General features: G+C 66.5%; 23 protein-coding genes. 17 read left to right on the plus strand and 6 right to left on the minus strand.

Features of this window, described 5'->3' with window-relative positions; all coding sequences use genetic code 11:
- The first annotated feature begins 1 nt into the window (after nt 1).
- The 6 genes from LRS03_RS13845 (at nt 2) to LRS03_RS13870 (ending at nt 5,189) form a co-directional block, all read left to right on the plus strand.
- Nucleotides 2-1,201: a CaiB/BaiF CoA transferase family protein gene (locus LRS03_RS13845; RefSeq protein ID WP_257826094.1), complete on the plus strand. Its 1,200-nt coding sequence runs from the start codon at nt 2-4 to the stop codon at nt 1,199-1,201.
- Nucleotides 1,198-1,998: an enoyl-CoA hydratase gene (locus LRS03_RS13850; RefSeq protein WP_257826095.1), complete on the plus strand. Its 801-nt coding sequence runs from the start codon at nt 1,198-1,200 to the stop codon at nt 1,996-1,998. Before LRS03_RS13845 ends, LRS03_RS13850 begins: the two co-directional genes overlap by 4 nt.
- A gap of 145 nt (nt 1,999-2,143) precedes the next feature.
- A complete protein-coding gene (locus LRS03_RS13855; protein ID WP_257826096.1) occupies nt 2,144-2,737 on the plus strand; it encodes a hypothetical protein in 594 nt (197 codons plus the stop codon).
- Nucleotides 2,738-2,788: 51 nt separating this feature from the next.
- A complete protein-coding gene (locus tag LRS03_RS13860; RefSeq protein WP_257826097.1) occupies nt 2,789-3,532 on the plus strand; it encodes an enoyl-CoA hydratase/isomerase family protein in 744 nt (247 codons plus the stop codon).
- 9 nt (nt 3,533-3,541) lie between these two features.
- Entirely contained in the window at nt 3,542-4,063 is a 522-nt protein-coding gene (locus LRS03_RS13865; protein WP_257826098.1) for a GNAT family N-acetyltransferase, read from the plus strand.
- A complete protein-coding gene (locus LRS03_RS13870) occupies nt 4,056-5,189 on the plus strand; it encodes an acyltransferase family protein (RefSeq protein WP_257826099.1) in 1,134 nt (377 codons plus the stop codon). The genes LRS03_RS13865 and LRS03_RS13870 overlap by 8 nt, the downstream gene beginning before the upstream one ends.
- Here LRS03_RS13870 and LRS03_RS13880 read toward each other — a convergent pair.
- From LRS03_RS13880 to LRS03_RS13890, 3 genes are read right to left on the minus strand one after another with little or no spacing between them, the layout of a single operon-like run.
- Nucleotides 5,140-6,330: an acyl-CoA dehydrogenase family protein gene (locus tag LRS03_RS13880; protein ID WP_489739919.1), complete on the minus strand. Its 1,191-nt coding sequence runs from the start codon at nt 6,328-6,330 to the stop codon at nt 5,140-5,142. The two genes, LRS03_RS13870 and LRS03_RS13880, sit on opposite strands and share 50 nt — an antisense overlap.
- A 35-nt stretch (nt 6,331-6,365) precedes the next feature.
- Nucleotides 6,366-7,583, minus strand: a complete 1,218-nt coding sequence (locus LRS03_RS13885) for an acyl-CoA dehydrogenase family protein (RefSeq protein ID WP_257826100.1) — start codon at nt 7,581-7,583, stop codon at nt 6,366-6,368.
- Nucleotides 7,584-7,600: 17 nt separating this feature from the next.
- A complete protein-coding gene (locus LRS03_RS13890) occupies nt 7,601-8,365 on the minus strand; it encodes an SDR family oxidoreductase (protein WP_257826102.1) in 765 nt (254 codons plus the stop codon).
- A 170-nt stretch (nt 8,366-8,535) separates the two neighbouring features.
- Here LRS03_RS13890 and LRS03_RS13895 point away from each other — a divergent pair, with 170 nt between their 5' ends.
- Nucleotides 8,536-9,414, plus strand: coding sequence for an SDR family NAD(P)-dependent oxidoreductase (locus LRS03_RS13895; protein ID WP_257826103.1), 879 nt, complete (start codon nt 8,536-8,538; stop codon nt 9,412-9,414).
- A gap of 109 nt (nt 9,415-9,523) precedes the next feature.
- On the opposite strand, the gene LRS03_RS13900 is transcribed toward LRS03_RS13895, so the two are convergent.
- Complete coding sequence (locus tag LRS03_RS13900) at nt 9,524-11,293, minus strand: ATP-binding response regulator (RefSeq protein WP_257826105.1); 1,770 nt, start codon at nt 11,291-11,293, stop codon at nt 9,524-9,526.
- A 173-nt stretch (nt 11,294-11,466) separates the two neighbouring features.
- The gene (locus tag LRS03_RS13905) at nt 11,467-12,708 is read right to left on the minus strand and encodes an acyl-CoA dehydrogenase family protein (protein WP_257826106.1); all 1,242 of its coding nucleotides are present in this window, start codon (nt 12,706-12,708) and stop codon (nt 11,467-11,469) included.
- A gap of 222 nt (nt 12,709-12,930) precedes the next feature.
- Here LRS03_RS13905 and LRS03_RS13910 point away from each other — a divergent pair, with 222 nt between their 5' ends.
- The 9 genes from LRS03_RS13910 to LRS03_RS13950 all read left to right on the plus strand — a co-directional run bounded on the left by LRS03_RS13910 (nt 12,931) and on the right by LRS03_RS13950 (nt 23,379).
- Entirely contained in the window at nt 12,931-13,908 is a 978-nt protein-coding gene (locus tag LRS03_RS13910) for an alpha/beta fold hydrolase (protein WP_257826107.1), read from the plus strand.
- A 275-nt stretch (nt 13,909-14,183) separates the two neighbouring features.
- Complete coding sequence (locus tag LRS03_RS13915; protein ID WP_257826108.1) at nt 14,184-15,176, plus strand: ABC transporter permease; 993 nt, start codon at nt 14,184-14,186, stop codon at nt 15,174-15,176.
- Nucleotides 15,176-16,075, plus strand: a complete 900-nt coding sequence (locus tag LRS03_RS13920; protein ID WP_257826109.1) for an ABC transporter permease — start codon at nt 15,176-15,178, stop codon at nt 16,073-16,075. Before LRS03_RS13915 ends, LRS03_RS13920 begins: the two co-directional genes overlap by 1 nt.
- A gap of 40 nt (nt 16,076-16,115) precedes the next feature.
- On the plus strand, nt 16,116-17,819 hold the full coding sequence (locus tag LRS03_RS13925) for an ABC transporter substrate-binding protein (protein ID WP_257826110.1): 1,704 nt from the start codon (nt 16,116-16,118) through the stop codon (nt 17,817-17,819).
- A 48-nt stretch (nt 17,820-17,867) separates the two neighbouring features.
- Nucleotides 17,868-19,562 carry an ABC transporter substrate-binding protein gene (locus LRS03_RS13930; RefSeq protein WP_257826111.1) on the plus strand — a complete coding sequence of 565 codons (1,695 nt, stop codon included), beginning with the start codon at nt 17,868-17,870 and terminating at the stop codon, nt 19,560-19,562.
- A gap of 16 nt (nt 19,563-19,578) precedes the next feature.
- Nucleotides 19,579-20,556, plus strand: a complete 978-nt coding sequence (locus tag LRS03_RS13935) for an ABC transporter ATP-binding protein (protein WP_257826112.1) — start codon at nt 19,579-19,581, stop codon at nt 20,554-20,556.
- Nucleotides 20,543-21,604, plus strand: coding sequence for an ABC transporter ATP-binding protein (locus LRS03_RS13940; protein ID WP_257826113.1), 1,062 nt, complete (start codon nt 20,543-20,545; stop codon nt 21,602-21,604). The genes LRS03_RS13935 and LRS03_RS13940 overlap by 14 nt, the downstream gene beginning before the upstream one ends.
- An 89-nt stretch (nt 21,605-21,693) precedes the next feature.
- Complete coding sequence (locus tag LRS03_RS13945) at nt 21,694-22,935, plus strand: TetR/AcrR family transcriptional regulator (RefSeq protein WP_257826114.1); 1,242 nt, start codon at nt 21,694-21,696, stop codon at nt 22,933-22,935.
- A 3-nt stretch (nt 22,936-22,938) separates the two neighbouring features.
- Nucleotides 22,939-23,379, plus strand: coding sequence for a hypothetical protein (locus LRS03_RS13950; protein ID WP_257826115.1), 441 nt, complete (start codon nt 22,939-22,941; stop codon nt 23,377-23,379).
- Nucleotides 23,380-23,386: 7 nt separating this feature from the next.
- Here LRS03_RS13950 and LRS03_RS13955 read toward each other — a convergent pair whose 3' ends face one another.
- Nucleotides 23,387-23,809, minus strand: a complete 423-nt coding sequence (locus LRS03_RS13955; RefSeq protein ID WP_257826116.1) for a hypothetical protein — start codon at nt 23,807-23,809, stop codon at nt 23,387-23,389.
- Nucleotides 23,810-24,210: 401 nt separating this feature from the next.
- Here LRS03_RS13955 and LRS03_RS13960 point away from each other — a divergent pair, with 401 nt between their 5' ends.
- Complete coding sequence (locus LRS03_RS13960; RefSeq protein WP_257826117.1) at nt 24,211-24,492, plus strand: hypothetical protein; 282 nt, start codon at nt 24,211-24,213, stop codon at nt 24,490-24,492.
- Nucleotides 24,493-24,496 lie beyond the last annotated feature (4 nt).

Genomic DNA, 24,496 nt, shown 5'->3' on the forward strand with positions numbered 1-24,496 from the left:
CATGACCACCACCTCTGCCCTGCCGCTGTCGCGCTACACCGTGCTCGACCTCACCATCGCGCGTGCCGGCCCCACCGCCGTGCGGCTGCTGGCCGACTGGGGCGCGCGGGTGATCCGCATCGAAGCGCCGCCGCGGCAATCGAGCGGCAACATCACCGGCGCCCTGCGCCGCAGCCCCGACGAGCAGAACCTGCACCGCAACAAGCGCAGCCTGTGCATCGACCTCAAGCGACCCGAGGGCGTGGCGCTGCTGCATGAGCTGGTTCAGCGCGCCGACGTGGTAGTCGAGAACTTCCGCGCCGACGTGAAGACGCGCCTGGGCCTCGACTACGCGCAGCTGAAGGCGATCAACCCGCGCATCATCCTCGCGAGCATCTCGGGCTTCGGCCAGGACGGCCCCTACCGCGACCGCCCCGGCGTCGACCAGATCGTGCAGGGCCTTGCCGGCCTGATGTCGATCACCGGCGAGCCCGGCCGCGGGCCAATGCGCGCCGGCATCGCGGTGAGCGACACCTCGGCCGGCATGTTCCTCGGCCAGGGCATCCTGCTCGCGCTGCTGCACCGCGAGCACACCGGCGAGGGCCAATGGGTGCACACGTCGCTGCTCGAAGCCATGCTCAACAAGCTCGACTTCCAGGGTGCGCGCTACACCATGAGTGGCGAGGTGCCGCGCCAGCAGGGCAACTTCCACCCGACCGCGGTGCCGATGGGCGTGTACGAGGCGAACGACGGCCTCGTCAACCTGGCCGCCAGCACGCAGAAGATGTGGGTCGCCCTGTGCCAGGCGCTCGGCGCCGACGATCTCTTCAACGACCCCGACTACACCGACGTGCGCTCGCGCGTGAAGCACCGCGAGCGTCTCAACGTCGACGTGAACACGCTGATGCGCCGCTTCTCGACCGGTGAACTCGTCGACAAGCTCAATGCGGTCGGCGTGCCCTGCGGGCCGATCAACGACATCGGCCAGGCCTTCAACGACCCGCAGACGCAACACCTGCGCATGACGCGCCCGGCCCGGCACCCGGTGCTCGGCGAGGTGAAGCTCGTGCGCTCGCCGATCAACCTGTCGGGCTTCCCACATCCCGAGGCCTTCCACCATGCCGCGCCCGATGCCGGCGAACACTCGCGCGAGCTGCTCGCCGAGCTGGGCTTCGACACCGCCACCATCGACCACTTGAAAGAACAAGGAGCCATCGCGTGAGCACCATCCCCCTCAAGACCGACAAGCTCATCGCGACCGTGGAGGGCGGCATCGGCTGGCTCACCTTCAACAACCCCGAGCGGCGCAACGCGATCTCGCTGGAGATGTGGGCGGGCCTCGGCGATGCGCTGGCCGCGTTCCAGCACGACGACAACGTGCGTGTGGTGGTGATGAAGGGCGCCGGCGGCCAGGCCTTCGCGTCGGGTGCCGACATTTCCGAGTTCGGCGAGAAGCGCTCCAATGCGGAGCAGCGCAGGCAGTACGGCGACGTGGCCGAGGCCGGCCGCCAGTGGCTGTCGAAGCTCGACAAGCCGCTGATCGCGATGATCCAGGGCTTCTGCATCGGCGGCGGACTGGCGGTCTCGCTGAGCGCCGATGTGCGTTTTGCATCCGAAGGCTCGACCTTCGGCATCCCGGCCGCGAAGCTGGGCCTGGGCTACGACTACAGCGGCGTCGCGGCCCTCGCACGGCTCGTGGGGCCTTCTTCCGCACGCGACATCCTCTTCAGCGCCCGCTTCTTCGATGCGCAGGAAGCGCTGCGCATGGGCCTCGTCAACGCCGTCCTGCCCGAGGCCACGCTGGAGGAGCATGTTCGACAGTACGCCGGCACTATCGCCCGCAACGCACCTCTCACGATCCGCGCCGCCAAGCTGGCGGTCAACACCTTCGAGCGCTACTCGCGCACCGATGCCTCGCAGGTGGCCGCGTTGATCGACCAGTGTTTCAACAGCGAGGACTACATCGAGGGCCGCAAGGCCTTCATGGAAAAGCGCCGGCCGGAGTTCAAGGGCCGCTGAAGCCGGCGCCCTCCTGCGTTTTCCCCATCCGGGGAAACCTGTGGGCAGCACCTGAACCGACGGGGCCGTCGCGGAAAATCCGCGTCGCTCGCGGCCCGCCAGAGGCCCGGCACTTCCTCAACGCTGTCAACACTTCATACCCAAGATGAAACGCACTTTGCAAATCTTCGCGGCCCTCGTCACCACCGCCGTGCTCGCCGGCTGCGCCGGCACCAACTTCAAGCGGCCCGACCCGGGCGCACTGGAAGTCGGCAAATCCACTTCAGCCCAGGTCACCCAGGTGATGGGGCCGGCTCCGCAAACCGGCGAATCGCTTCGCAACGGCGAGAAGCTGAAGGTCCACCGCTACGCCTACGCAGAAGGCGCGGGCACGGGCAAGTACCCGGGCGTGGTGCCGGCACGTGCGATCGTCTTCCTCACGCACAACGACCTGCTGGTGGCAGAAGAGTTCGTGAGTTCCTTCCCCACCGACGCCACCGACTTCGACGACAGCAAGGTCGCGAGCATCGTCAAGGGCAAGTCGACGCGCAGCGAGGTCAATGCGTTGCTCGGCAAGCCGAACGGCAAGGGTGTCTACCCCTTCATCAAGACCAAGGGCGAGTCGGCCGACATCTACAGCTACTCGCACGCCAAGGGCAGCGTCTTCAACATGAAGTTCTACAGCAAGAACCTCATCGTGTCGTACGACGCCAAGGGGACCGTCAGCGACGTCGAGTACACCTCCACCGGCGAAAAGTAAGCGAGAGCGCACGCTGGCGGCGTGCGCCGTGGATGACGCTAGAGTGGGCACATGTCACCCGAACTCATCATCCGCGACCATGTCGCCACGATCACGCTGCGGCGCCCGCAGCAGGCCAACCGCCTGGCACCCGAAGACCTGGCCACGCTCGCCGAACACGTGGCCAAGGTGAATGCAAACGAAGCGGTGCTGGTGCTGCGCCTGCAAGCCGAAGGCAAGTACTTCTGCAGCGGCTACGACATCGGCCAGATCGGCAGCGCACGCGACGTGAGCTTCGACCAGATGGTCGACGCGATCGAAGACGCCCGCCCCGTGACCATCGCGGTGCTGCAGGGCGGCGTGTACGGAGGTGGCACCGACATGGCGCTCGCCTGCGACTTCCGCATCGGCTGCGATGCGGTCGACATGTTCATGCCCGCGGCCCGCCTGGGCCTGCACTTCTACCAGCGTGGCATGGAGCGCTACGTGAGCCGGCTCGGCATCAACATGGCCAAGCGCCTCTTCCTCACCGCCGAGCGCATCGGTGCGCGCGAGATGCACACGAGCGGCTTCCTCACCCACCTCGTGCCGGCCTATGAAACCACGCACACCGCCGACCAGCTCACGCAGACGCTCGCGCAGATGGCACCGCTCGCGCTGCTCGGGATGAAGAAGCACCTCACGCGCATCGCCCGCGGCACGCTCGACGCCACCGACCTGCAGCGCGACATCACCCGTGCCGCCCTGTCCGACGACCTGAAGGAAGGTGCCGCCGCCTGGGCCGAGAAACGCACGCCGGTGTTCAAGGGCCGCTGAAAGACGAACATGAAGCTCATCGACTGCACCGAAGCACGCCACGCCGGCGCCATCCTCGACATCTTCAACGAGGCCATCGTCACCTCGACCGCGCTCTACGACTACAAGCCGCGTGCGCCCGAGTCGATGGTCGGCTGGTTCGCCACCAAGCAGGCCAACGGCTTCCCGGTGATCGGGCTCGAAGACGAGGCTGGCACGCTGCTCGGCTTCGCGAGCTACGGCACCTTCCGCGCCTGGCCGGCCTACAAGTACTCGGTGGAACATTCGATCTATGTGCACAAGGACCACCGCGGCAAGGGCCTCGGGCGCACGCTGCTCGGCGCCATCGTCGAGGCCGCACAGACGCGCAACGTGCACACGCTGATCGGCGGCATCGACGCCACCAACGCCGGCAGCATCGCCCTGCACGAGAGCCTGGGCTTCACGCACGCGGGCACCATCCGGCAGGCCGGCTTCAAGTTCGGCCGCTGGCTCGACCTGGCCTTCTACCAGCGCATCCTCGACACCCCGGCCGATCCCGCCGATGGCTGAGTCGAGCGCACGCCACGACGGGCTCGACCGGCTCAAGGCCGGCGTGACGCTGCTGGTCGTCTTCCATCACACCTCCATCACCTACGGCGGCTCGGGGGGCTGGTTCTACCGCGAGCTGCCGACCAACGACGCACCCTCGTCGCTGCTGCTCACGATCTTCTGCGCCATCAACCAGGCCTGGTTCATGGGCCTCTTCTTCCTGATCGCGGGCTACTTCACACCGGGCTCGCTGGCGCGCAAGACCGCCGTCGGCTTCGTGCGCGACCGCCTGCTGCGCCTGGGCCTGCCGCTGGTCGCCTTCGGGCTGCTGCTGGGGCCGCTGACAATCGCGATGGTGCAAGGCGTGACCCGCGGGCGCAGCATTGCCGAGGTCTACGCCGGGCTGTGGGCGCGCGGCCATTTCGAGACCGGGCCGCTGTGGTTCGCGCAGGCCCTGCTGATCTTCGGCGCCGTAGCGCTGCTGTGGCACCGGCTGCGGCCGACGTCGCCGCGGGCCACGCCGTTTCCGTCCAACCGCACTCTGCTGCTGGCGGCATTGGCCTGCGGGGCGGTCGCCTTCACGCTGCGGTTGTGGTGGTCGGTGGGCATGAACGTGTGGGGCTTGCAGCTCGGCTACTTCGCCAGCTACGTGATCCTCTTCGCGGCAGGCTGCATGGCGGCACGGCGGGGCTGGCTGGAGCAGATGGCCCACGCGCCGGTGCCCGAGCAGGTGCGCCTGTGGCGGCGCATCGCCTGGTGTGCGCTGCCGGTGCTGGCACTGCCCATCGTGCTCGGCAAGCTGGTGCCGGCGCTCACGGGCAACCCGATGGGCGGCTTGAGCCTGCCGGCCCTGCTCTATGCCTTCTGGGAGCCCTTCGTCGCCTGGGGCGTGGTCCTCACGCTGCTGCTGCGCGCGGTGAGGCCGGGGGCACCGGCCTCGTCTGCGCTGTGGCAGAAACTCTCGCGTCGCGCCTACGCGATCTACGTGATGCACCCGCTGCCGGTGGTGGCGGTGGCGCTTGCCTGGCGCGAGGTGCAGGCGCCGGCCCTGCTGAAGTTCGCCGTCACCGGCAGCGTGGCCTGCGTGCTGTGCTACGTCATCGCCGGTGCACTGCTGCGCGTGCCCGCGATCCGGCGCGTGCTGTGAGCCTCAAGCCTCGGCGCCGCGGCGGCCACCTCAGTACTTCTTGAGCTGGGCCAGCAGGTCGGCGTGGTAGGTCGCGTCGCCGAAGAGTTCTTGCAGCACCCGCGCACGCTTCATGAAGAAGCCCATCTCGAACTCGTCGGTCATGCCGATGCCGCCGTGCATCTGCACACCTTCCTGCACCGCGAGCGTGACGGTCGTGCCGGCCTTGGCCTTGGCGACCGAGATTCAGGCCAATGGCGGTGGGCGTGCCTTCGTCGAGCGCCTGCAGCGCTTTCAGCACCGCCGAGCGGGTGAACTCGATCTCGCAGTAGAGGTGGGCTGCCCGGTGCTGCAGCGCCTGGAACTCGCCGATGATCTTGGCGAACTGCTGGCGCTCCTTGAGGTAGTTGACCGTTCGGGTGAACACCTCGTCGGCGATGCCGAGCATCTCGGCCGAGGCGGCCACGCGGCCGGCGCTGAGCGCAGCATTGAGCGGCACGAGGCCTTCGCCGACCTTGCCGAGCACGGCACTTTCAGGAACGCTCACGCCACTGAAGGTGACGCGCGCCGCGTTGTGCGCATCCACCATCACCACACGTTCGACGCTCACGCCTTTTGTCTTCGCATCGACGAGGAAGAGCGTGACGCCGGCGAGATCTCCCTTCGCACCGCTGGTGCGGGCTGCGACGATCAAGAGCCCGGCCACGTGGCCATCGAGCACGAAGGTCTTGCTGCCGTCGAGCGTGTAACCACTGCCGCTTCTCTCGGCCTTCAACGCGGTGTTGCGCGGGTTGTGCTTGCTGTGCTCGTCGACGGCGAGCGTCGCGATCAGTTCGCCCGAGGCGATCTTCGGCAGCGTGGCCTGCTTCTGTGCCTCGCTGCCGGCACTCAGGATGGCCGTCGCGGCGACCACGTTAGAGGCGAGAAAGGGCGAGGCCGTGAGGTTGCGGCCGATCTCTTCCATCACGACGCCGGCTTCGACCAGGCCCAAGCCCATGCCGCCGTAGGCCTCGGGGATCAGCACGCCGGTAAAGCCCATCTCGGCGAACTGCTGCCACAGACCGCGGCTGAAACCATCGGCGCTGCGTGTGTCGCGCAGCTTGCGCAGTTCGGAAACGGGGGCGTTGTCGGCAAGGAAGGACTTTGCGCTGTCGCGCAGCATCCCTTGTTCTTCTGTCAAAACGAGTGCCATGAGGTTCAGGCTCCGGGAAGGTTCAGGATGCGCTTCGCGATGACGTTGAGCTGCACTTCACTCGTGCCGCCTTCGATGGAGTTGCCTTTCGTGCGCAGCCACGCACGGGCCAGTGCGCCTTCGCGCGAGCGTGGGCTCTCCCAATCGAGTGAATCGCTGCCACCGGCTTGCATCATCAGTTCGTGGCGGCGCTTGTTGGTCTCGGCGCCGTAGTACTTGAGCACCGAGCTGAAGGCCGGGTTGCCCTGGCCGGCGCGGGCCATGTCCATCGCGCGTTCCATCGTCAGACGGAACGCCGCTTCATCGACCTCGAACTGCGCAATCTGTGCACGCAGCACCGGGTCGGCGACACGCCCGGCCGCATCGGCTCCGACGTGTTCCAGCGCAAACACGCCGAGCGGCTTGGCCGCGCCCCGATCGCCGATGCCGCCGATCATCTCGCGCTCATGCGTCAGCAGGTACTTGGCGACGTCCCAGCCGGCGTTGAGCGTGCCGACGAGGTTCTTCTTCTCGACGCGCACGTTGTCGAAGAAGGTCTCGCAGAACGGCGACTTGCCCGAGATGAGCAGGATGGGCTTGGTGGTGACCCCCGGGGTCGCCATGTCGAAGAGCACGAAGCTGATGCCGGTGTGCTTCTTCGCCTGCGGGTCGGTGCGCACCAGGCAGAAGATCCAGTCGGCCTTGTCGGCGTAAGACGTCCAGATCTTCTGGCCGTTGACGATGAAGTGATCGCCCTTGTCTTCGGCCTTGGTCTGCAGCGACGCAAGATCGGAGCCGGCATTGGGCTCCGAATAGCCCTGGCACCAGCGGATCTCGCCGCGTGCGATGGGTGGCAGGAATTCAAGCTTCTGCTCGTGCGTGCCGAACTTCAGGAGCGCCGGCCCGAGCATCCAGATGCCGAAGCTCTGCACCGGCGCGCGGCAGTTGAGCGCCCGCATTTCCTGCGCGAGGATCTTGGCCTCGTCGCCACTGAGCCCGCCACCACCGTATTCCTTCGGCCAGGTCGGCACCGTCCAGCCCTTGGCGGCCATGCGCTCCAGCCACACCTTCTGCGCGTCGGACGAGAACTTCCACTTCCGGCCGCCCCAGCAGACATCGTCTTCGCTGGTGACGGGCTTGCGCATCTCGGGCGGGCAGTTCTGCTCCAGCCAGGCGCGTGTTTCCTCGCGGAAGGTTTGAAGCTCGGGCCGCTCTTGTGTGGTCTTTGCGGTTGCAGTGCTCATGCGTCGCCTCCGATGGATCAGATGGTCACGCCACCGTCGATGACGAGCGCCTGGCCGGTCATGAACGAACCCGCCTTCGAGGCGAGGAACACCGCCGCGCCAGCGATCTCATCGGGCTCGCCGATGCGGCGCAGCGGCGCGTTGGCGGTCGAGCGCTTGAGGGTCTCGGGGTTGTCCCAGAGGGCCTTCGCGAAGTCGGTCTTGATGAGGCCGGGGGCGATGCAGTTCACGCGCACATTGCTCGGGCCGTACTCGACGGCGAGGTTGCGCGCGAGCTGGAAGTCGGCTGCCTTGGAGATGTTGTACGCGCCGATCACCGGCGAGCCGCGCAGGCCGCCGATCGACGACACGATGATGATCGCGCCATCCTTGCGCTCGATCATCTGCGGCGCGGCGAAGTTGATCAGCCAGTGGTTGGCGATCACGTTGTTCTCGAGGATCTTGCGGAACTGATCGTCTTCGATGCCCGACATCGGGCCGTAGTACGGGTTCGATGCGGCGTTGCACACCACGATGTCGATCTTGCCGAACTGCTTGTTCGTTTCATCGACGAGGTGCTGCAGATCGGCCTTGGACGAGATGTTGGCCGGGATGGAAATCGCGCGCCCCGCGCCATGCGTCTTGTTGATCGCCGCGGCCACTTCGGCGCAGGGCTCGGGCTTGCGCGACGAGATCACGACCTTGGCGCCGTGCTCGGCCATGCGCTCGGCAATGGCGCGGCCGATGCCACGCGACGAACCGGTGATGACGGCGACCTTGCCTGTGAGATCGAACAACGACATGAGAGCTTCCTTGCTGGTTAAATGGAGGGGCTTCGAAGGTGGGTCGCCCAGCTGGGCGAAAGCAACCAACCGACTTTTCTAACCCGTTGTCTCCGAGTGAGGATCTTTCCTGTGAAAACAGGGCATTTTCTGAGCCTCGGAAAACATACCAGATTGTTTGAAAGAGGACTATGAGCATTAGCTTTGACGGCCGTGTCGCGATCGTGACAGGCGCAGGTGGCGGCTTGGGCCGCGAGCATGCATTGGCACTCGCCCAGCGTGGCGCGAAGGTGGTCGTGAACGATCTCGGCGAAGGCGCGCAGAAGGTGGCCGACGAGATCAAGGCGGCCGGCGGCCAGGCCATCGCGGTGTCGTGCTCGGTGACCGACTTCGACGCGGTGCAGGCGATGGTCAAGACCACGATGGACACCTGGGGCCGCGTCGACATCCTCGTCAACAACGCCGGCATCCTGCGCGACAAGAGCTTCTCCAAGATGGAGATGGCCGACTTCAAGCTCGTGGTCGACGTGCACCTGATGGGCGCGGTCTACTGCTGCAAGGCGGTGTGGGACATCATGCGGGCGCAGAAGTACGGCCGCATCGTCAACACCACCTCGTCGTCGGGCCTCTTCGGCAACTTCGGCCAGTCGAACTACGGCGCCGCGAAGATGGCGCTCGTGGGCCTGATGCAGACGCTTTCGCTCGAAGGCGCGAAAGACAACGTGCGCGTCAACTGCCTGGCCCCGACTGCCGCCACCGCGATGACCGAAGGTCTGATGCCGCAAGTCGTGCTCGACAAGCTGGCCCCCTCGGCCGTGACGCCGGGCCTGCTGTACCTGGTGAGCGAAGACGCGCCCAGCCGCGCCATCCTCAACGCCGGCGCCGGCACCTTCGCGCGCAGCTACGTGACCATGACCCTCGGCACGCACATCGGCACCGGCGCCGATGCCGACGACCAGGTGGCGGCGCAGTTCGAGGCGATCTCGTCGCGTGACGAAGAGATCGTGCCGCAGAGCGGCAGCGAGCAAGGGCGCAACGAGGTGGGCAAGGCAATGGCGGCGTCGAGCTGATCGGCCGCCAGCGGCCGCGCTTAGGCGGCGGCCGCGTCCTGACGCGCGCCCTCGGCGCCTGCCAGGGCAAAGTTCACGAGCGCGCGCAGCTTGTGCGGCGCCACCGGCTTCAGCAGCAACTCGAAGCCGCGCTCGGCCGACTCACCCCCAGGTCACCGGCCAGGCTGCCGGTGATGACGATGGCCGGCAAGTCGCCACCGAAACGCCCGCGCACGGCCTCGATCGCTTCGACGCCGGTGTGGTGGCCGTCGAGGCGGTAGTCGACGACCAGCAGGTCGGGCCTCGCGGCATGGGCTTGCGCCGCCCAGGCGCGCACCGCCGACACGCTCGCGAAGGCCAGCACCTTCGCGCCCCAGCCCCCGAGCAGGGCGTCGAGGCCCGCGAGGATCGTGGCATCGTCGTCCACCACCAGGATCGTGCGCCCGACCAACGCGCGCGACGAAGCGGCCGGGCCGCAAGGCTCGTGAAGCGCATGCGCCTGCGAGGCATCGCCCACCGGCAGATCGATCGTGAAGACCGAGCCGCGGCCGGGTTCGGAGCGCAGGACCAGCGGCGCCTCCATCAGCGAGGCCAGACGCTGCGCGATCGAGAGGCCAAGCCCCAAGCCCTTGCGCTCCTGCGGCACCTGCGCCTGGGTGTCGGCCACCTGGTAGAACTCTTCGAAGATGCGCTCGCGCTCGTGTTCAGGAATGCCGACGCCGGTGTCCCACACCTGCAGCCGCACGCGCTGGCCGCGTCGGCGGCAGCACACGAGCACGCCGCCGTCATGGGTGTAGCGCACGGCGTTGGAGACGAGGTTGCGCAGGATGCGCTCGACGAGCACCGGGTCGGCGTGCAGCAGCTGCTCCCCACCCCGGAAGCGCAGCGACAGGCCCTTGTCGAAGGCCACCGGCTCGAAGTGCAGGCGCAGCTTGCGGAAGATCTCGCCCGCCGCGAAGTGCTCGGGTGAGACGGTGACGGCGCCGCTGTCGATCTTGGTGATGTCGAGCAGCTCGGAGAAGAGCCCTTCGAGCGCATCGACCGAGCCGTTGATGCTGGCCACGAGGGGGGCGAGTTCCTTGTCGTGGCTGCGCTGGCTCAGCGCTTCGGCCAGCAGGCCCATCGCATGCAACGGCTGGCGCAGGTCGTGACTGGCGGCAGCGAAGAACTGGGTCTTGGCGCGGTTGGCCACCTCGGCGTCGTGGCGCGCCGCATCGGCGGCGCGGCGGGCTTCGTCGGCCGCAGCCTTTTCGTCCCGCAGCTGCCACATCATGCCCTCGCCGAGCTTGCGGAAGTTCATCAGATAGAAGCGCGACAGGAAACCCGTGCTGCCCACGATCATGAGCAAGGTGGCCGCGAGCATGATGCTCGACACATCGCCCGGCGACGCGACGTGCACCACCATCGGCAACAACGAGCAGAAGAAGTGGATCTCGAAGGCGAAGTACTTCATCGAGATGTGATACGAGTTGAGCACGCACAACCCATAGAGCACGAAGCCGAGCAGCATCTGCTCCTTGGCGCCGCCATAGGGGAACAGCAACCAAGCCGTGATGCCCCAGTACACCCCCGACACCGCGGCCAGCGCGAAGAAGCGGTGGTAGGAGCCCTCGGCGCGGCGCTGCGGGTCGGCACGCCAGCGCTTCAAAGCACGTATCGCCACCAGGCGCGCCCCGACGAACACGCCCAGCGCCGCCCACCACCCTGCCAGCACCCCGGTGGGCAGCAAGGGCCAGTACCAGGGCATCAGCATCAAGGCCGCCAGGACGTTGAGCGCCGTCATGCGGGGCAGGATCCAGAACGCCCGATCCACCCACGCCACTTCCATGCTGGCCTCGAAGATGCCGCGCCCTTGTGGCTCGACAAGGCGCTGGCTGGGCACTTCCGGCGTTTTGATCACGCGATACAACTCGATGTCTTGGGGCGCCTCACCGGCGGGCGCTCAACAGCGCGCACCATGCCATCAAACGCCGATGGGCGGAGTGATCCACCGCACACCTCACGCAGAAAGGGCGCAAAGGATCGACACCTTTGCGCCCTTGTTCACACCCGCCCGCGAGCAGGGCAAACGGTTCAGGCCTTGGGGGCGCGGTACTTGCCCATTTCCCAACGGGCGATGGCGCGGTTGTGCACCTCGTCCGGGCCGTCGGCCAGGCGCATGGTGCGCATGCTGGCGTATTGCTTGGCGAGGCCGAAGTCTTCCGACACACCGCCGGCGCCGTGCGCCTGGATCGCGTCGTCGATGATCTTGAGCGCCATGCGCGGAGCAGCCACCTTGATCATCGCGATCTCGAGGCGGGCGACCTTGTTGCCGACCTTGTCCATCATGTCGGCGGCCTTCAGGCACATCAGGCGCGTCATCTCGATCTCGATGCGGGCGGTGGCGATGCGCTCTTCCCACAGCGAATGCTCCGAGATGCGCTTGCCGAAGGCCACGCGCGACTGCAGGCGCTTGACCATCTTTTCCAGCGCGACTTCGGCGCTGCCGATGGTGCGCATGCAGTGGTGGATGCGGCCCGGGCCGAGGCGGCCTTGCGCGATCTCGAAGCCGCGGCCTTCGCCGAGCAGCAGGTTTTCCAGCGGCACGCGCACGTCCTTGAACACCACTTCGGCATGGCCGTGAGGTGCATCGTCGAAGCCGAACACCGGCAGCATGCGCAGCACGGTGATGCCCGGGGTGTCGAGCGGCACGAGGATCTGCGACTGCTGCGCATGCGAGGGCGCTTCGGGGTTGCTCTTGCCCATCACGATGGCGATCTTGCAGCGCGGGTCGCCCACACCCGACGACCACCACTTGCGGCCATTGAGCACGTAGTGGTCACCGTCACGCTTGATCTCGAGCGCGATGTTGGTCGCATCCGACGAGGCCACCGCCGGCTCGGTCATCAGGAATGCCGAGCGGATCTTGCCGTCGAGCAGGGGCTCCATCCATTGCTTCTTCTGCGCATCGTTGGCGTAGCGCGCGAGCACTTCCATGTTGCCGGTGTCGGGCGCCGAGCAGTTGAAGACCTCGGAGGCAAAGCCCACCTTGCCCATCTCTTCCGCACACATCGCGTATTCGAGGTTGGTGAGGCCGGCGCCGCGGTAGGGGCTGTCTTCGGGCAGCGAATCCTTGGGCAGGAAGAGGTTCCACAGGCCTTCCTTCTTGGCGATGGCCTTGAGCTCCTCCACCACCGGCACGACCTGCCAGCGATTGGCGCCGAAGCCCTTCATCTGCTCGTAGTACGTCGGCACCGCGGGGTACACGTACTGGTTCATGAACGCGACCACGCGATCTCGCCAGTAGACCTGGCGTTCCGACATCGAGAAATTCATTCGCTGCTCTCCAAAGTGTGTGAGTGACCGGGGCCGGCCCCGTGGCACGAGTCGAAATTCTCTGGCAGACTGAATTTTCTAAACCCAATGTCGCTCCGCCACAAAGAACGCCACCCCATGGTGCGTTTATAGATGACACCGCAGCGAGATCAAGTCTCGTCTGCGACAAGGGGTCGGCACGCCATCAGCACATACCTGTCTTTCCAGATTTCGCAAACCCCGATGACCGCCGAAAGCCCCAAGGAACTCAACATTCAGTCACCACTGGCGCCGTTCAAAGGGGATAAACCCGAGGCGCCAAGCTGGTTCGACAAAGCCCTGCAGCGCACACCACAACGCAGCTTTCTCGACGTGCAAGGCGCACGCATCGAAACCCTGGCCTGGGGCGAAATTGGCAAGCCCGGCCTGCTGCTGCTGCACGGCAACCGCGCGCATGCCGACTGGTACAGCTTCATCGCCCCCTTCTTCGCCGACGACTTCCGCGTGGTCGCGATGTCGTGGTCGGGCATGGGTGGCTCCGACTGGCGCGATACCTACTCCATCGAGCAGATGTCGGAAGAGGCCGGCGCCGTGGCCATGGCCACCGGCCTTCACGAAGGCAAGTCCAAGCCGGTGGTGGTGGCGCACTCGTTCGGCGGATTTCCGGCGCTGCGCTACTGCGCACGCGCCGGCCAGAAGGTGGGCGGACTGGTGTTGGTCGACTGCCCGGTGATGACACCCGAGATGCGCAAGGCACGCCGCGGCCGCGGCCCGAGCAACACCGAAGCGCGGCCCAACCGCGTCTACGCCGACCTGCCCACCGCACTGGCACGCTTTCGCTTCGCGCCGCCACAGGTCTGCAAGAACCTCTACATCGCCGACCACATCGCGCGCACCTCGCTGAAGCAGGCCCCGCTTGAAGGCGGCGCGGGCGACGACGCACGAGAGGGCTGGACCTGGCGCTTCGACCCCTTCCAGTGGCGCGACCTGCGCATGGAAAACCCCGTGCCCGATTTCCAGTCGCTGCAGTGCCCGGTGTCCATCGTGTGGGGCGCGCAATCGCTGCTCTTCGACGCCGACATCCTGGCCCACATCGCAAGCCTCTCGCCGCCCGGCACGCCGCGCATCGAGATCCCGGCCGCACGCCACCACCTGATGGTCGACCAGCCGCTTGCGTTCGTGACCGCACTGCGCGGGCTGCTGGCCAACTGGCCGCGCTGACGCCTTCGCGACAAGCGCCCGCAAACCACCCGTCGCAATATCGCGGCGGACACGAACTCACCTCCCGAGTTCCGCGCTCTGCGTGCGCGTTTACCCGCATTTCGAATCTTGGGTATGCACTTGCCGTGCCCCGTCCGCGCCCCGCCGCTAAGTATTTGCCCTGCGAGACTTGCGCTTTCAATCAGTGGATGATTCGCCCGGCTTCGCAGCAAGATGCTGCAAGAACCCGAAGGCAGGCGCATGCAAACTGAATTCCGATACGCAGAAGATTGGGTATGGTGGCGAGCCACCACACGCGGAGGGCAATGCTGATGCGCGGCTATGTGATCCGGCGCCTGCTGTCGCTGTTGCCCACCCTCTTCTTCGCGAGCCTCATCGTGTTCATCACGGTGCGGCTGATCCCCGGCGACATCATCGACATGATGCTGAGCCAGAACGACGTGGCGGCCGACAAGAAGAGCCGCGACCAGGTCGTCGCCGCCCTCGGTCTCGACAAGCCGATGTGGGAGCAGTACATCACCTGGGTGTCGAACATCATCTTCCGCGGTGACCTCGGCAGCTCGCTCTGGCAGAACTCGCCCGTCACCGAATTCCTGAAGGCGCGCATGCCGGTGACCTTCGAGCTGGGGCTCCTGGCGCTGATCGTCGGCCTGATGATCGCCATCCCGATCGGCGTCTACTCCGCGATCCGCCAGGACACCGCGGGCGACTACATCGGCCGCTCGTTCTCCATCCTGCTGCTGGCCGTGCCGAGCTTCTGGATCGGCACGATGGTGATGGTGTTTCCGTCGATCTGGTGGGGCTGGTCACCCGAGGTGGAGTACGTGCCCTTCTTCACCGACCCGATCCAGAACCTCAAGCAGATGATCATCCCGGCGATCATCCTCGGCGCGGCGCTCTCGGCGATCACCATGCGCCTCACCCGCACGATGATGCTGGAGGTGCTGCGGCAAGACTACATCCGCACCGCCTGGGCCAAGGGCCTCGGTGAGCCTCTCGTCGTCATGCGCCATGCGCTTCGCAACGCGCTCATCCCCGTCGTCACGCTGATCGGCCTGCAGGCGCCGCTGCTGATCGGCGGCGCGGTCATCATCGAACAGATCTTCGTGATCCCCGGCATGGGCCTCTTGCTGCTCGACGCCGTGAACCAGCGTGACTACCCCATCATCACCGGTGTGTTCCTCGTCGTGGGCGTGGCGGTGATGGTCATCAACCTGGTCGTCGACTTGAGCTACGGCCTGCTCGATCCCAAGGTGAGGTACCGCTGATGGCTGCCGTCATTGAGAACACCGTGGCGGCCGTCGCCGCTGCGCCCCGCGCACCCTCGCGCGGTCTGATCAAGCGCCTCTTCAAGCAGAAGCCGCTCGGCACCGCCGGTGGCCTGGTGCTGCTCTTCATGCTGGTCGTGGGCGTCTTCGCCGAAGTCTTCGCGCCCTACGGCTACAACGAAATCAACATGCTCGAGCGCCTGCAGGCGCCGTCGTGGGCGCACTGGTTCGGCACCGACAACCTCGGCCGCGACGTGATGTCGCGCTGCATCTACGGTGCGCGCCTGTCGGTGATCATCGGCTGCTCGGCCGCACTGCTGTCGACCATCATCTCGATCATCATCGGCGTGACCAGCGGCTACTGGAGCGGCCGCTTCGACATGGTGATGCAGCGCTTCGTCGACGCGTGGATGAGCTTCCCCGGTCTCATCATCCTGATCGTCGTCGTCTCGGTGTTCGGCCCCGGCATGCCGCAGACCATCATCACGCTGGGTGTGCTGCTGGGCATCGACGGCTCGCGCATCGTGCGCAGTGCGGTCGTGGCCGTGCGCGAGAACATGTACGTGCACGCCGCGCAGTCGCTTGGCGCCTCGTCGCTGCGCATCCTGTGGAAGCACATCCTGCCCAACGTGATGCCGGTGGTGATCGTGATCTTCACCACCCGCGTGGGCACCGTGATCCTCGCCGAATCGGGCCTCGCCTTCCTCGGGCTGGGCGTGCCGCCGCCGGCGCCCACCTGGGGCGGCATGTTGTCGGGCAGTGGCCGCACCTACATGTTCCAGGGCCCGTGGCTCGCCCTGGCGCCGGGCCTGTGCCTGACCGTGATGGTCTATGCGACCAACGTCTTCGGCGATGCCCTGCGCGACCTGCTCGACCCGCGCATGCGTGGCTCGCGCTGAGCGCATTCGATTCGACCTCGCCTCCATCAATAGGAACTTCATGCAACTCACGACCTTGGCACGGCAGCTGCGCGCCATCGCCCTCCCCGCGGCCTTGGCGGTCGCGGCCACGTCTGCGTTCGCGCAGGCCGGCAAGCCCCAGTACGGCGGCCAGCTCAACATCGGCAACGTCTACGTCACCGTCTCGCCCCTCTCACCCGACAACGCCGACTGGCCGTGGAAGCACAACCAGGACACGGGCCTCGTCTACGAGCAGCTCTTCGCTGCCGACCTCACCAAGGCCCGCCGCAACGGCGGCAAGTACCCGTTCATCTCCGACGCCTGGCTGCCCACCGACTCGCTGCGTGGCGAGCTGGCCGAGAGCTGGAAGATGGAGCAGAACCCGCTGCGCGTGGTGGTCAAGCTGCGCCGTGGCGTGATGTTCCCGGCCAAGCCCGGCGTGATGGAAGCGCGCGAGCTGACCGCCGAAGACGTGGTCTTCAGCTACGAGCGCCTGAACAAGAGCCCGAAGAAGATCCCCGGCTACTTCGACCACCTCACCAAGGTCGAGGCGAACGACAAGCACACCGTCACCTTCCACTTCAAGGAATACAACGCTGAGTGGGACTACCGCTTCGGCTGGGGCTACTACTCGGCCATCATCCCGAAGGAAGTGGCCGCCGCCGGCGCCACACAGTGGAAGAACCTCAACGGCACCGGCCCGTACACGCTCGGCGAATACGTGCAGAGCGCCTCGCTCAGCTTCAACAAGAACCCCAACTACTGGGACAAGGAAAAGATCGGCGGCCAGGAATACAAGCTGCCCTTCGCCGACAAGATCACCTACCGCTACATCAAGGACGAGGCCACCTTCCTCACGGCGCTGCGCACCGCCAAGCTCGACATCCTGGAAGCGGTGCGCTGGAGCGCGGTGGAAGAGCTGAAGAAGAGCGCGCCGCAGATCCAGTGGAGCCGGTACCTCGCCAACGGCGGCAGCTTCATCGCGCTGCGCATGGACACCAAGCCCTTCGACGACGTGCGCGTGCGCCGCGCGCTCAACATGGCCGTCGACAAGCAGGCCATCATCAAGCAGTACTACGGCGGCAACGCCGAGATGTTCACCTACCCGATGCACCCGAACTACACCGGGTACTACGAGCCGCTGGAGACCATGCCGCCCGAGGTGAAGGAGCTCTACACCTTCAACCCCGCCAAGGCCAAGCAGCTGCTGGCCGAAGCCGGGCACCCGAAGGGCTTCAGCTTCAAGGTGCAGACCTCGAGCAGCAGCGTCGAGGCCGACCTGCTCGCGATGATCGCCGCCTACCTGCAGAAGGTCGGCGTGACGATGGAGATCGAGACGCTCGACTACGGCGCCTACCTCTCGGCCATGACGACCAAGAAGAACGCGCCGGGCTACTTCATGTTCCTCGGCCACACCAACCCGACGACCGCGCTGCGCAAGAGCTTCGTCAAGGGCCAGATGTGGAACCCGTCGCAGTTCTATGACGCCGACATCGAGAAGAAGATGGCCGAGGTGCTGGCCGAGCCCGACGAGCGCGTGCGCCAGGTCAAGGTGCGCCTGATGACGCGCCAGATCCTCGCGCAGGCGCCGAGCATCCTCTTGCCCACGCCTTACGTCTACACCGGCTGGTGGCCGTGGGTGAAGAACTACGGCGGCGAGCTGCGCGCCGGCGCCGAACGCCCTGGCCCGATCCACGCCCGCATCTGGGTCGATCAAGAGCTGAAGAAGAAGCTGGGCAAATAAGGAAGACACCCAGCGGCCCCACATCCACTTCCAACAGGAGACGAGCCCATGAAGACGTTCAGCAGTTGCTTGCATGCATGCGCCCTCGCGGGCGCCATCGCCGTGGCGCCTGCCACCGCCTTCGCCCAAGGCAAGCCGCAATACGGCGGCGAGCTGCGGCTGGGGACCGTCTACGTGGGCATCTCGGCCCTGTCGTGGGACCCGGCCGACTACAACTGGAAGATCAACCACGATGCCGGCGCGCAGTACGAGGTGCTGTGGGCGGGTGACCTGTCGAAGTCGGTGAAGAACGGCGGCAAGCACCGCTTCGTGGCCGACGCCTGGCTGCCGAGCGACGCCATCCGCGGCGAGCTGGCGGAAAGCTGGAAGTGGGTCGATCCGCTGACGGTCGAGGTCAAGCTGCGCAAGGGCGTGATGTACCCCGAGAAGCCGGGCGTGATGAAGTCGCGCGAGTTCGTCGCCGACGACGTGGTCTATGCCGTCGAGCGGCAGCAGAAGAGCCCGAAGAAGATCCCCGAGTACCTCGACCACATCGCCAAGGTCACGGCGAAGGACAAGCACACCGTCGTCTTCAACTTCAAGCACTACAACGCCGAGTGGGACTACCGATGGGGCTGGGGCTACTACTCGGCCATCGTGCCGAAAGAAGTGGTCGAGGCCGGCGCCTCCAACTGGAAGAACGTGAACGGCACCGGCCCCTTCCTGCTACAGGACTTCCAGGCCGGCAACTCCAACACCTACGTCAAGAACCCCAACTACTGGGACAAGGAAAAGATCGGCGGCCAGGAGTACAAGCTGCCCTTCGTCGACAAGGTCACCTACCGCACCATCAAGGACGAGGCCACGCGCTATTCGCTCCTGCGCACCGGCAAGCTCGACATTCTTGAAGTGATCCGCGCGAGCGAGGTCGAAGACCTGAAGAAGCAGGCGCCGCAGCTCAAGTGGTCGCGCACGCTGGCGATGGCCGGCACCTACATGGCGATGCGCGTCGACACCAAGCCCTTCGACGACATCCGCGTGCGCCAGGCGATGAACATGGCCGTCGACCGCCAGGCCATCATCAAGTCGATCTACAGCGGGCACGCCGAAGTCTTCGGCTTCCCGATGCACCCCGACTACGTGGGCTACTTCGAGCCGCTCAATGCGATGCCAAAGGCGGTGCAGGACCTTTTCACCTACAACCCGACCCGCGCCAAGCAGCTGCTGGCCGAAGCCGGCTACCCCAATGGCTTCACCTTCAAGGTTCAATACAACTCGGTCAATGGCACGCACGCCGACCTGGTGCAGATGCTCGCCGCCTACTACGACAAGATCGGCGTCAAGCTCGAGATCCAGCCGATGGAGTACCCGGCCTTCCTGTCGGCGATGACGACGCGCACCAACGCGCCGCTCTACCTGATGGACAACGGCCACACCAACCCGACGACCTCGATCCGCAAGAACTTCGTCAAGGGCCAGGTCTGGAACCCCTCGCAGTGGGACGACCCGGCCTACGAGAAGAAGGTGAGCGAAGTGCTGGCCGAGCGTGACGAAGGCAAGCGCCAGATCATGCTCAAGGTGCTGACGCGCGAGATCCTGGAGAAGGCGCCCTATGTGTGGCTGCCCACGCCCTACAACCACGTGGCCTGGTGGCCGTGGGTGAAGAACTACGACGGTGAATTGCGCGCAGGCGCGGTGCGCCCGTGGCCGATCTACTCCCGCATCTGGATCGACCAAGAGTTGAAGAAAAAGATGGGCAAGTGACGCCAAAGGAACGCAATTGACCGAACCCCTGCTCCAAGTCCGCAACCTCACCACGCGCTTTCGCACCGAGCGCGGTGAGGTGACTGCGGTCGACAACGTCTCCTTCGACGTCGCCCCCGGCGAGACGCTTGCCATCGTCGGCGAGTCGGGCTCGGGCAAGAGCGTCACCGCGCTCTCGATCCTGCGGCTCATCCCCAACCCGCCGGGGCGCATCGAGAGCGGCCAGATCCTCTTCGAGGGAAAGGACCTGGTGAAGATGAGCGACGAGGAGATCCGCGCCGTGCGCGGTGACCGCATCGCGATGATCTTCCAGGAGCCGATGACCTCGCTGAACCCGACCATCACGGTCGGCAAGCAGATCGCCGAGCCGATGAACCTGCACCGCGGCACCCCATGGGAGCAGGCGCTCAAGACGGCAGGCGAGCTGCTGGCCAAGGTGCGCATTCCCGATGCGGCCTCCAAGGGCAGCGCCTACCCGCACCAGTTCTCGGGCGGCCAGCGCCAGCGCGCGATGATCGCGATGGCGCTCGCCTGCAAGCCACGGCTCATCATCGCCGACGAACCCACCACCGCACTCGACGTGACGGTGCAGGCCCAGGTGCTCGACCTCCTGAAGGAGCTGTGCCGCGAGACGCAGGCCTCGCTCATCCTCATCACGCACGACCTCGGCGTGGTGGCGCGTTATGCCGACCGCGTGGCGGTGATGTACGGCGGGCGCATCGTCGAGCAATCGTCGGCGCGCAACATCTACAAGACCCCGAGCCACCCCTACACCCGCGGCCTGCTCGCCTCGGTGCCGCGGCTGGATGGCGACTCGTCGCAGCGGCTCGTGCCCATCGAAGGCTCGCCGCCCGACCTGTCGCGCCTGCCACCGGGTTGCGCGTTTGCGCCGCGCTGCCGTCTCGCCACCGACGAGTGCACCCAGCAGCGGCCGCAGCTTCGCTCGGTCGGCAACAACCACATCATGGCCTGCATTCGCGATGTCACAGCCTAATCAAAACGCCACCGCTGCCAACAGCACCTCCAAGGCCGACCCGCTGCTGCGCGTCGAGAACCTGAAGGTCCACTTCCCCGTGCACGCGGGCGCCGTGCTGCGCAAGCAGGTCGGCGCCGTGAAGGCCGTCGACGGCGTGTCGTTCACGCTCAACCGCGGCGAGACGCTCGGCCTCGTGGGCGAATCGGGCTGCGGCAAGTCGACCACGGGCCTCGCGATCCTGCGCATGCAGGACATCACCGAAGGCAAGGTGTTCTTCGAAGGCGAAGACATCACCGCGCAAGACAAGCGCACCGGGCGCTTCCGCCGCCGCATGCAGATGGTCTACCAAGACCCGTACGGCTCGCTGAACCCGCGCATGACAGTGGCCGACATCGTGAGCGAGCCGATGGAGGTCTACAAGGTGGGCTCCAAGGCCGAGCGTAAGGAGCGCGTGGCCCATCTGCTCAAGACCGTGGGCCTGCTGCCCGACATGGCCGACCGCTACCCGCACGAGTTCTCGGGCGGCCAGCGCCAGCGCATCGCCATCGCCCGCGCACTGGCGCTCGAGCCCAGCCTCATCATCTGCGACGAGCCGGTGTCGGCGCTCGACGTGTCGATCCAGGCGCAGGTGGTCAACGTGCTGGTCGAACTGCAGCAGCGGCTGGGCCTGTCGTACCTCTTCGTCGCGCACGACCTCGCGGTGGTGCGCCACATCAGCCACCGCATCGCGGTGATGTACCTCGGCCGCATCGTCGAGATCGCCTCCAAGGACGACCTCTACCAGCGCCCGATGCACCCCTACACCCAGGCGCTGATGTCGGCCGTGCCGGTGGCCGACCCCGAGATCGAGGCGACCCGCCCGCGCATCGTCGTCACCGGCGAGGTGCCCAGCGCCCTGCGTCCGCCCTCGGGCTGCCGGTTCCACCCGCGCTGCCCGATGGCGATGGACGTCTGCAAGACCAAGGACCCGGCCCTGCTCGACAAGGGTGCCGGCCGCGCAGTGGCCTGCCACCTGCACGACGGCGCGGTGATGCAGATGCCGGAATCGCGCAAAGTGGCCGCTTGATGTTGCGCCAGGCGGAACGGGAAGGAATTGCTGGCCGATAATTCGCGCCTTGCCACATGGCACGCAAGCCTTCTTCCCCGACCTCGCCAATGTCCGCGACGCTTCCTGCCCAGACGCAGCGCTTCCAGGAGAAGCGCGAAGCCATCCTCAGCGCCGCCGCCAACCTGTTCAACCAGCATGGCGTGAAAGGCGCGACGCTCGCCGACATCGCCGCCAGCGTCGGCCTGGTCACCAACAGCGTCACCTACTACTACCGCAAGAAGGAAGACCTGGCGACCGCCTGCTTCCTGCGCGCGATCGAGGTCTTCCGCGGCATCATCGAACAGGCCTCGCAGAAGAGCGGCATCGAAGCCCGCCTGCAGGAGTTCTTCCGCCTGCAGACCGCCCTCTTCGCCGACATCGACCGCGGCGCCCGCGCCCCGCTGATGCAGTTCAACGACATGCGCGCGCTGCCGAGCCCGCATTTCGAGGTCGTCTCAGACGCCTACAACGACATGTTCCGCCGCCTGCGCGAGCTGATGCGCACGCCGCAGACCTCAACGCTCGGCCGAGCCGACCTGGCCGCGCGGACCTACATGGTGTTGTCGGTGGCGCACTGGATGCGCGGCTGGATCGACCGCTACGAGACCGACGAATACCCGCGCATCGCCGAGCGTGTGAGCGACATCGTGATCCACGGCAGCGCCGCGCCCGGCGCGGTGTGGACACCCTCGCAGGCCGAGCGCGAATGGCGCCTCACCGTCAACGACGACGCCACCGCCGAAGCCTTCCTGCGCGCCGCCTCCTTCCTCGTCAACGAGCAGGGCTACCGCGGCGCCTCGGTCGACATGATCTCGGCCAAGCTCAACGTGACCAAGGGCTCCTTCTATCACCACAACGACAACAAGGAAGACCTGATCTTCGACTGCTTCCAGCGCACCTTCGCCGTGATCCGGCGCGCGCTGAGCCTCGCCGAAAGCATCGAGGGCCGCGGCTGGGACCGTGCCTGCGCCATCTCGCGTTCGCTCGCACGCTTCCAGCTGTCGCCCGAAGGCCCGCTGCTTCGCCTGGGCGCAACGAGTGCCCTGTCGGACCCCGAGCGCCGCAGCGACGTGCGCCGCACCATGAGCCGGCTCACCGAGCGCCTGGCCGGCGTGGTGGTCGACGGCATGATGGACGGCTCCATCCGCCCGCTGCACCCGGTGATTGCCGCTCAGGTGGCCAGCGGCCTGGTCAACTCGGCCGGCAGCCTCGGGCACTGGGTGCCCAGTGCCACGCAGGACAACGTGGCCGAGATGTACGTCCGGCCCATCTTCCTGGGCATCCTCTGCCCCCCGAGCGTGGCCGCGTGACCCGTGGCGACCCGACACGCGGTACGCCGCATCCCGCCGCCGCGCACGCTGGCGCTTGATTCGATCGCCGACCTGCAGGCCTTCCGGCAGTCGGTCCACAAGCGCTGGCAGATGCCGCGCCTGCGCGTGGCGCTGCGCCTTCCCGCGCTGCGCTCGGCGCGCAACGAACACTACGAGCGCCGCATCAACCGCCAGCTCGGCCGCAGCGGCGGCTGGACGGCGCTGTGGACGGCCATCGCCTTCACCGGGCTCGCGATGTTCTTCCCCGTGCCGCCGGCGGGCGTCGAGTCGGTCCCGGCGCTGGCCGCGTGGGTCGCGGAAGTGGCGCTCGGCTGGGTCGTCGGCTGGCTGGTCGGCAAAGGCGGCGCGATGGCCCAGGCGCACTGGCGCATCGATCGGCTGTGCCGGCAGGCCGAAGCCGAGGCAGCGCCAAGCCAGCGCTGAAACGCCTTCAGGGCGCGGGGCCGAAGTATTTGCGGATCAGCGTGGGCGTGCCATCGACCGTGGCCGCGTCCACGTTGGCGGTGAAGCAGGCCGTGTTCGGTGCATGCGCCTTCTGCGAGAGGGTCGCGTAGACCCACTCGCCCTTGGGCGGCCGCCACAAGGCCACCGCCTGCGGGTAGAGGCCATCGCGTTCGATCATCGGGTAACGACGCACGATGCTCGCGGCCACCTCGGCCCCGTCATGCGCATCGAGCACGGCGCCGTTCACACCGTGCTTGAACGCGAGCTGGGCGCTGGTCACGCAGTTGTCGATCACGGTGTGGCCCCGTTGATCGACGGTGGCGAGCGGCTGTGCGAACGACGCCGCGGCACACCCACAAGAGAGCGCTGCACAGGCGCAGCGGGTGGCATTCGAAAGGACTGTTGTCATCCTGGGCCTCCACGCGTCGAGGACTGCCGGAAACCGGCAAGCCACGTTCCGGGCAGGCCCGAATCCGTCGAAACACGCGGAACAAGCCGGCCTGGACCTGCATCGTGAGCTTCGACCGCGAAGATGTATACCCCCGAGGCCGAGCTGCCTGCAGCACCCCGCGACTGGTGCGCGCCCCCAGCCCGCGGTGCGGAACCATGTCGAAACCGGGGGTCTAAGGGTTACCGCCAGTCCCTGGCCTCACCTTCCCGGTGAGTTGGTGTTTGCATACTGGGCCTCAAGTCTGGACAATCAAGTCCTCGCGACCCTCAGTTTTGCTCGTTTCACCATGAAGCGTGCGCATCAACCGAGATCGCGGGACAATACAGGGTTTGCGTTTTCAACCAATTGAGGAAGTTACTTTGGCAAAAGACGTCGTCAAAACCAAGATCCAGGCCGATGGGCTGCGTTACAAGGTCAAGGAAGGCGGCTCGCCGTTTGCGAGCGCAGGTGACTTCCAGGCCGGCACCATGTCGTGTTTCCTGTGCGGCAAGCATCGCCCCCGCAACACCCTGAAGACCCGCCGCCTGCTGGGCAAGGCGCAGCACGTGTGCGCCCCGTCCTGCAAGGAGGCCGAGGAAGCGGCACGCGCCAAGCTGTCGCCCTCGTCGTCGTCGACCACCACCACGACGGCCGCGGCCTGATCGG

This window comes from Rhizobacter sp. J219 (genome assembly GCF_024700055.1).
Classification (GTDB): Bacteria; Pseudomonadota; Gammaproteobacteria; order Burkholderiales; family Burkholderiaceae_C; genus Rhizobacter.

Bases quoted from the DNA above. Each gene is read 5' to 3' on its own strand.
- LRS03_RS13845 (WP_257826094.1), top strand. From the start codon at position 2: ATGACCACCACCTCTGCCCTGCCGCTGTCGCGCTACACCGTGCTCGAC.
- LRS03_RS13855 (WP_257826096.1), top strand. From the start codon at position 2,144: ATGAAACGCACTTTGCAAATCTTCGCGGCCCTCGTCACCACCGCCGTG.
- LRS03_RS13860 (WP_257826097.1), top strand. From the start codon at position 2,789: ATGTCACCCGAACTCATCATCCGCGACCATGTCGCCACGATCACGCTG.
- LRS03_RS13865 (WP_257826098.1), top strand. From the start codon at position 3,542: ATGAAGCTCATCGACTGCACCGAAGCACGCCACGCCGGCGCCATCCTC.
- LRS03_RS13870 (WP_257826099.1), top strand. From the start codon at position 4,056: ATGGCTGAGTCGAGCGCACGCCACGACGGGCTCGACCGGCTCAAGGCC.
- LRS03_RS13880 (WP_489739919.1), bottom strand. From the start codon at position 6,330: ATGCTGCGCGACAGCGCAAAGTCCTTCCTTGCCGACAACGCCCCCGTT.
- LRS03_RS13885 (WP_257826100.1), bottom strand. From the start codon at position 7,583: ATGAGCACTGCAACCGCAAAGACCACACAAGAGCGGCCCGAGCTTCAA.
- LRS03_RS13890 (WP_257826102.1), bottom strand. From the start codon at position 8,365: ATGTCGTTGTTCGATCTCACAGGCAAGGTCGCCGTCATCACCGGTTCG.
- LRS03_RS13895 (WP_257826103.1), top strand. From the start codon at position 8,536: ATGAGCATTAGCTTTGACGGCCGTGTCGCGATCGTGACAGGCGCAGGT.
- LRS03_RS13905 (WP_257826106.1), bottom strand. From the start codon at position 12,708: ATGAATTTCTCGATGTCGGAACGCCAGGTCTACTGGCGAGATCGCGTG.
- LRS03_RS13910 (WP_257826107.1), top strand. From the start codon at position 12,931: ATGACCGCCGAAAGCCCCAAGGAACTCAACATTCAGTCACCACTGGCG.
- LRS03_RS13915 (WP_257826108.1), top strand. From the start codon at position 14,184: ATGGTGGCGAGCCACCACACGCGGAGGGCAATGCTGATGCGCGGCTAT.
- LRS03_RS13920 (WP_257826109.1), top strand. From the start codon at position 15,176: ATGGCTGCCGTCATTGAGAACACCGTGGCGGCCGTCGCCGCTGCGCCC.
- LRS03_RS13925 (WP_257826110.1), top strand. From the start codon at position 16,116: ATGCAACTCACGACCTTGGCACGGCAGCTGCGCGCCATCGCCCTCCCC.
- LRS03_RS13930 (WP_257826111.1), top strand. From the start codon at position 17,868: ATGAAGACGTTCAGCAGTTGCTTGCATGCATGCGCCCTCGCGGGCGCC.
- LRS03_RS13940 (WP_257826113.1), top strand. From the start codon at position 20,543: ATGTCACAGCCTAATCAAAACGCCACCGCTGCCAACAGCACCTCCAAG.
- LRS03_RS13945 (WP_257826114.1), top strand. From the start codon at position 21,694: ATGTCCGCGACGCTTCCTGCCCAGACGCAGCGCTTCCAGGAGAAGCGC.
- LRS03_RS13955 (WP_257826116.1), bottom strand. From the start codon at position 23,809: ATGACAACAGTCCTTTCGAATGCCACCCGCTGCGCCTGTGCAGCGCTC.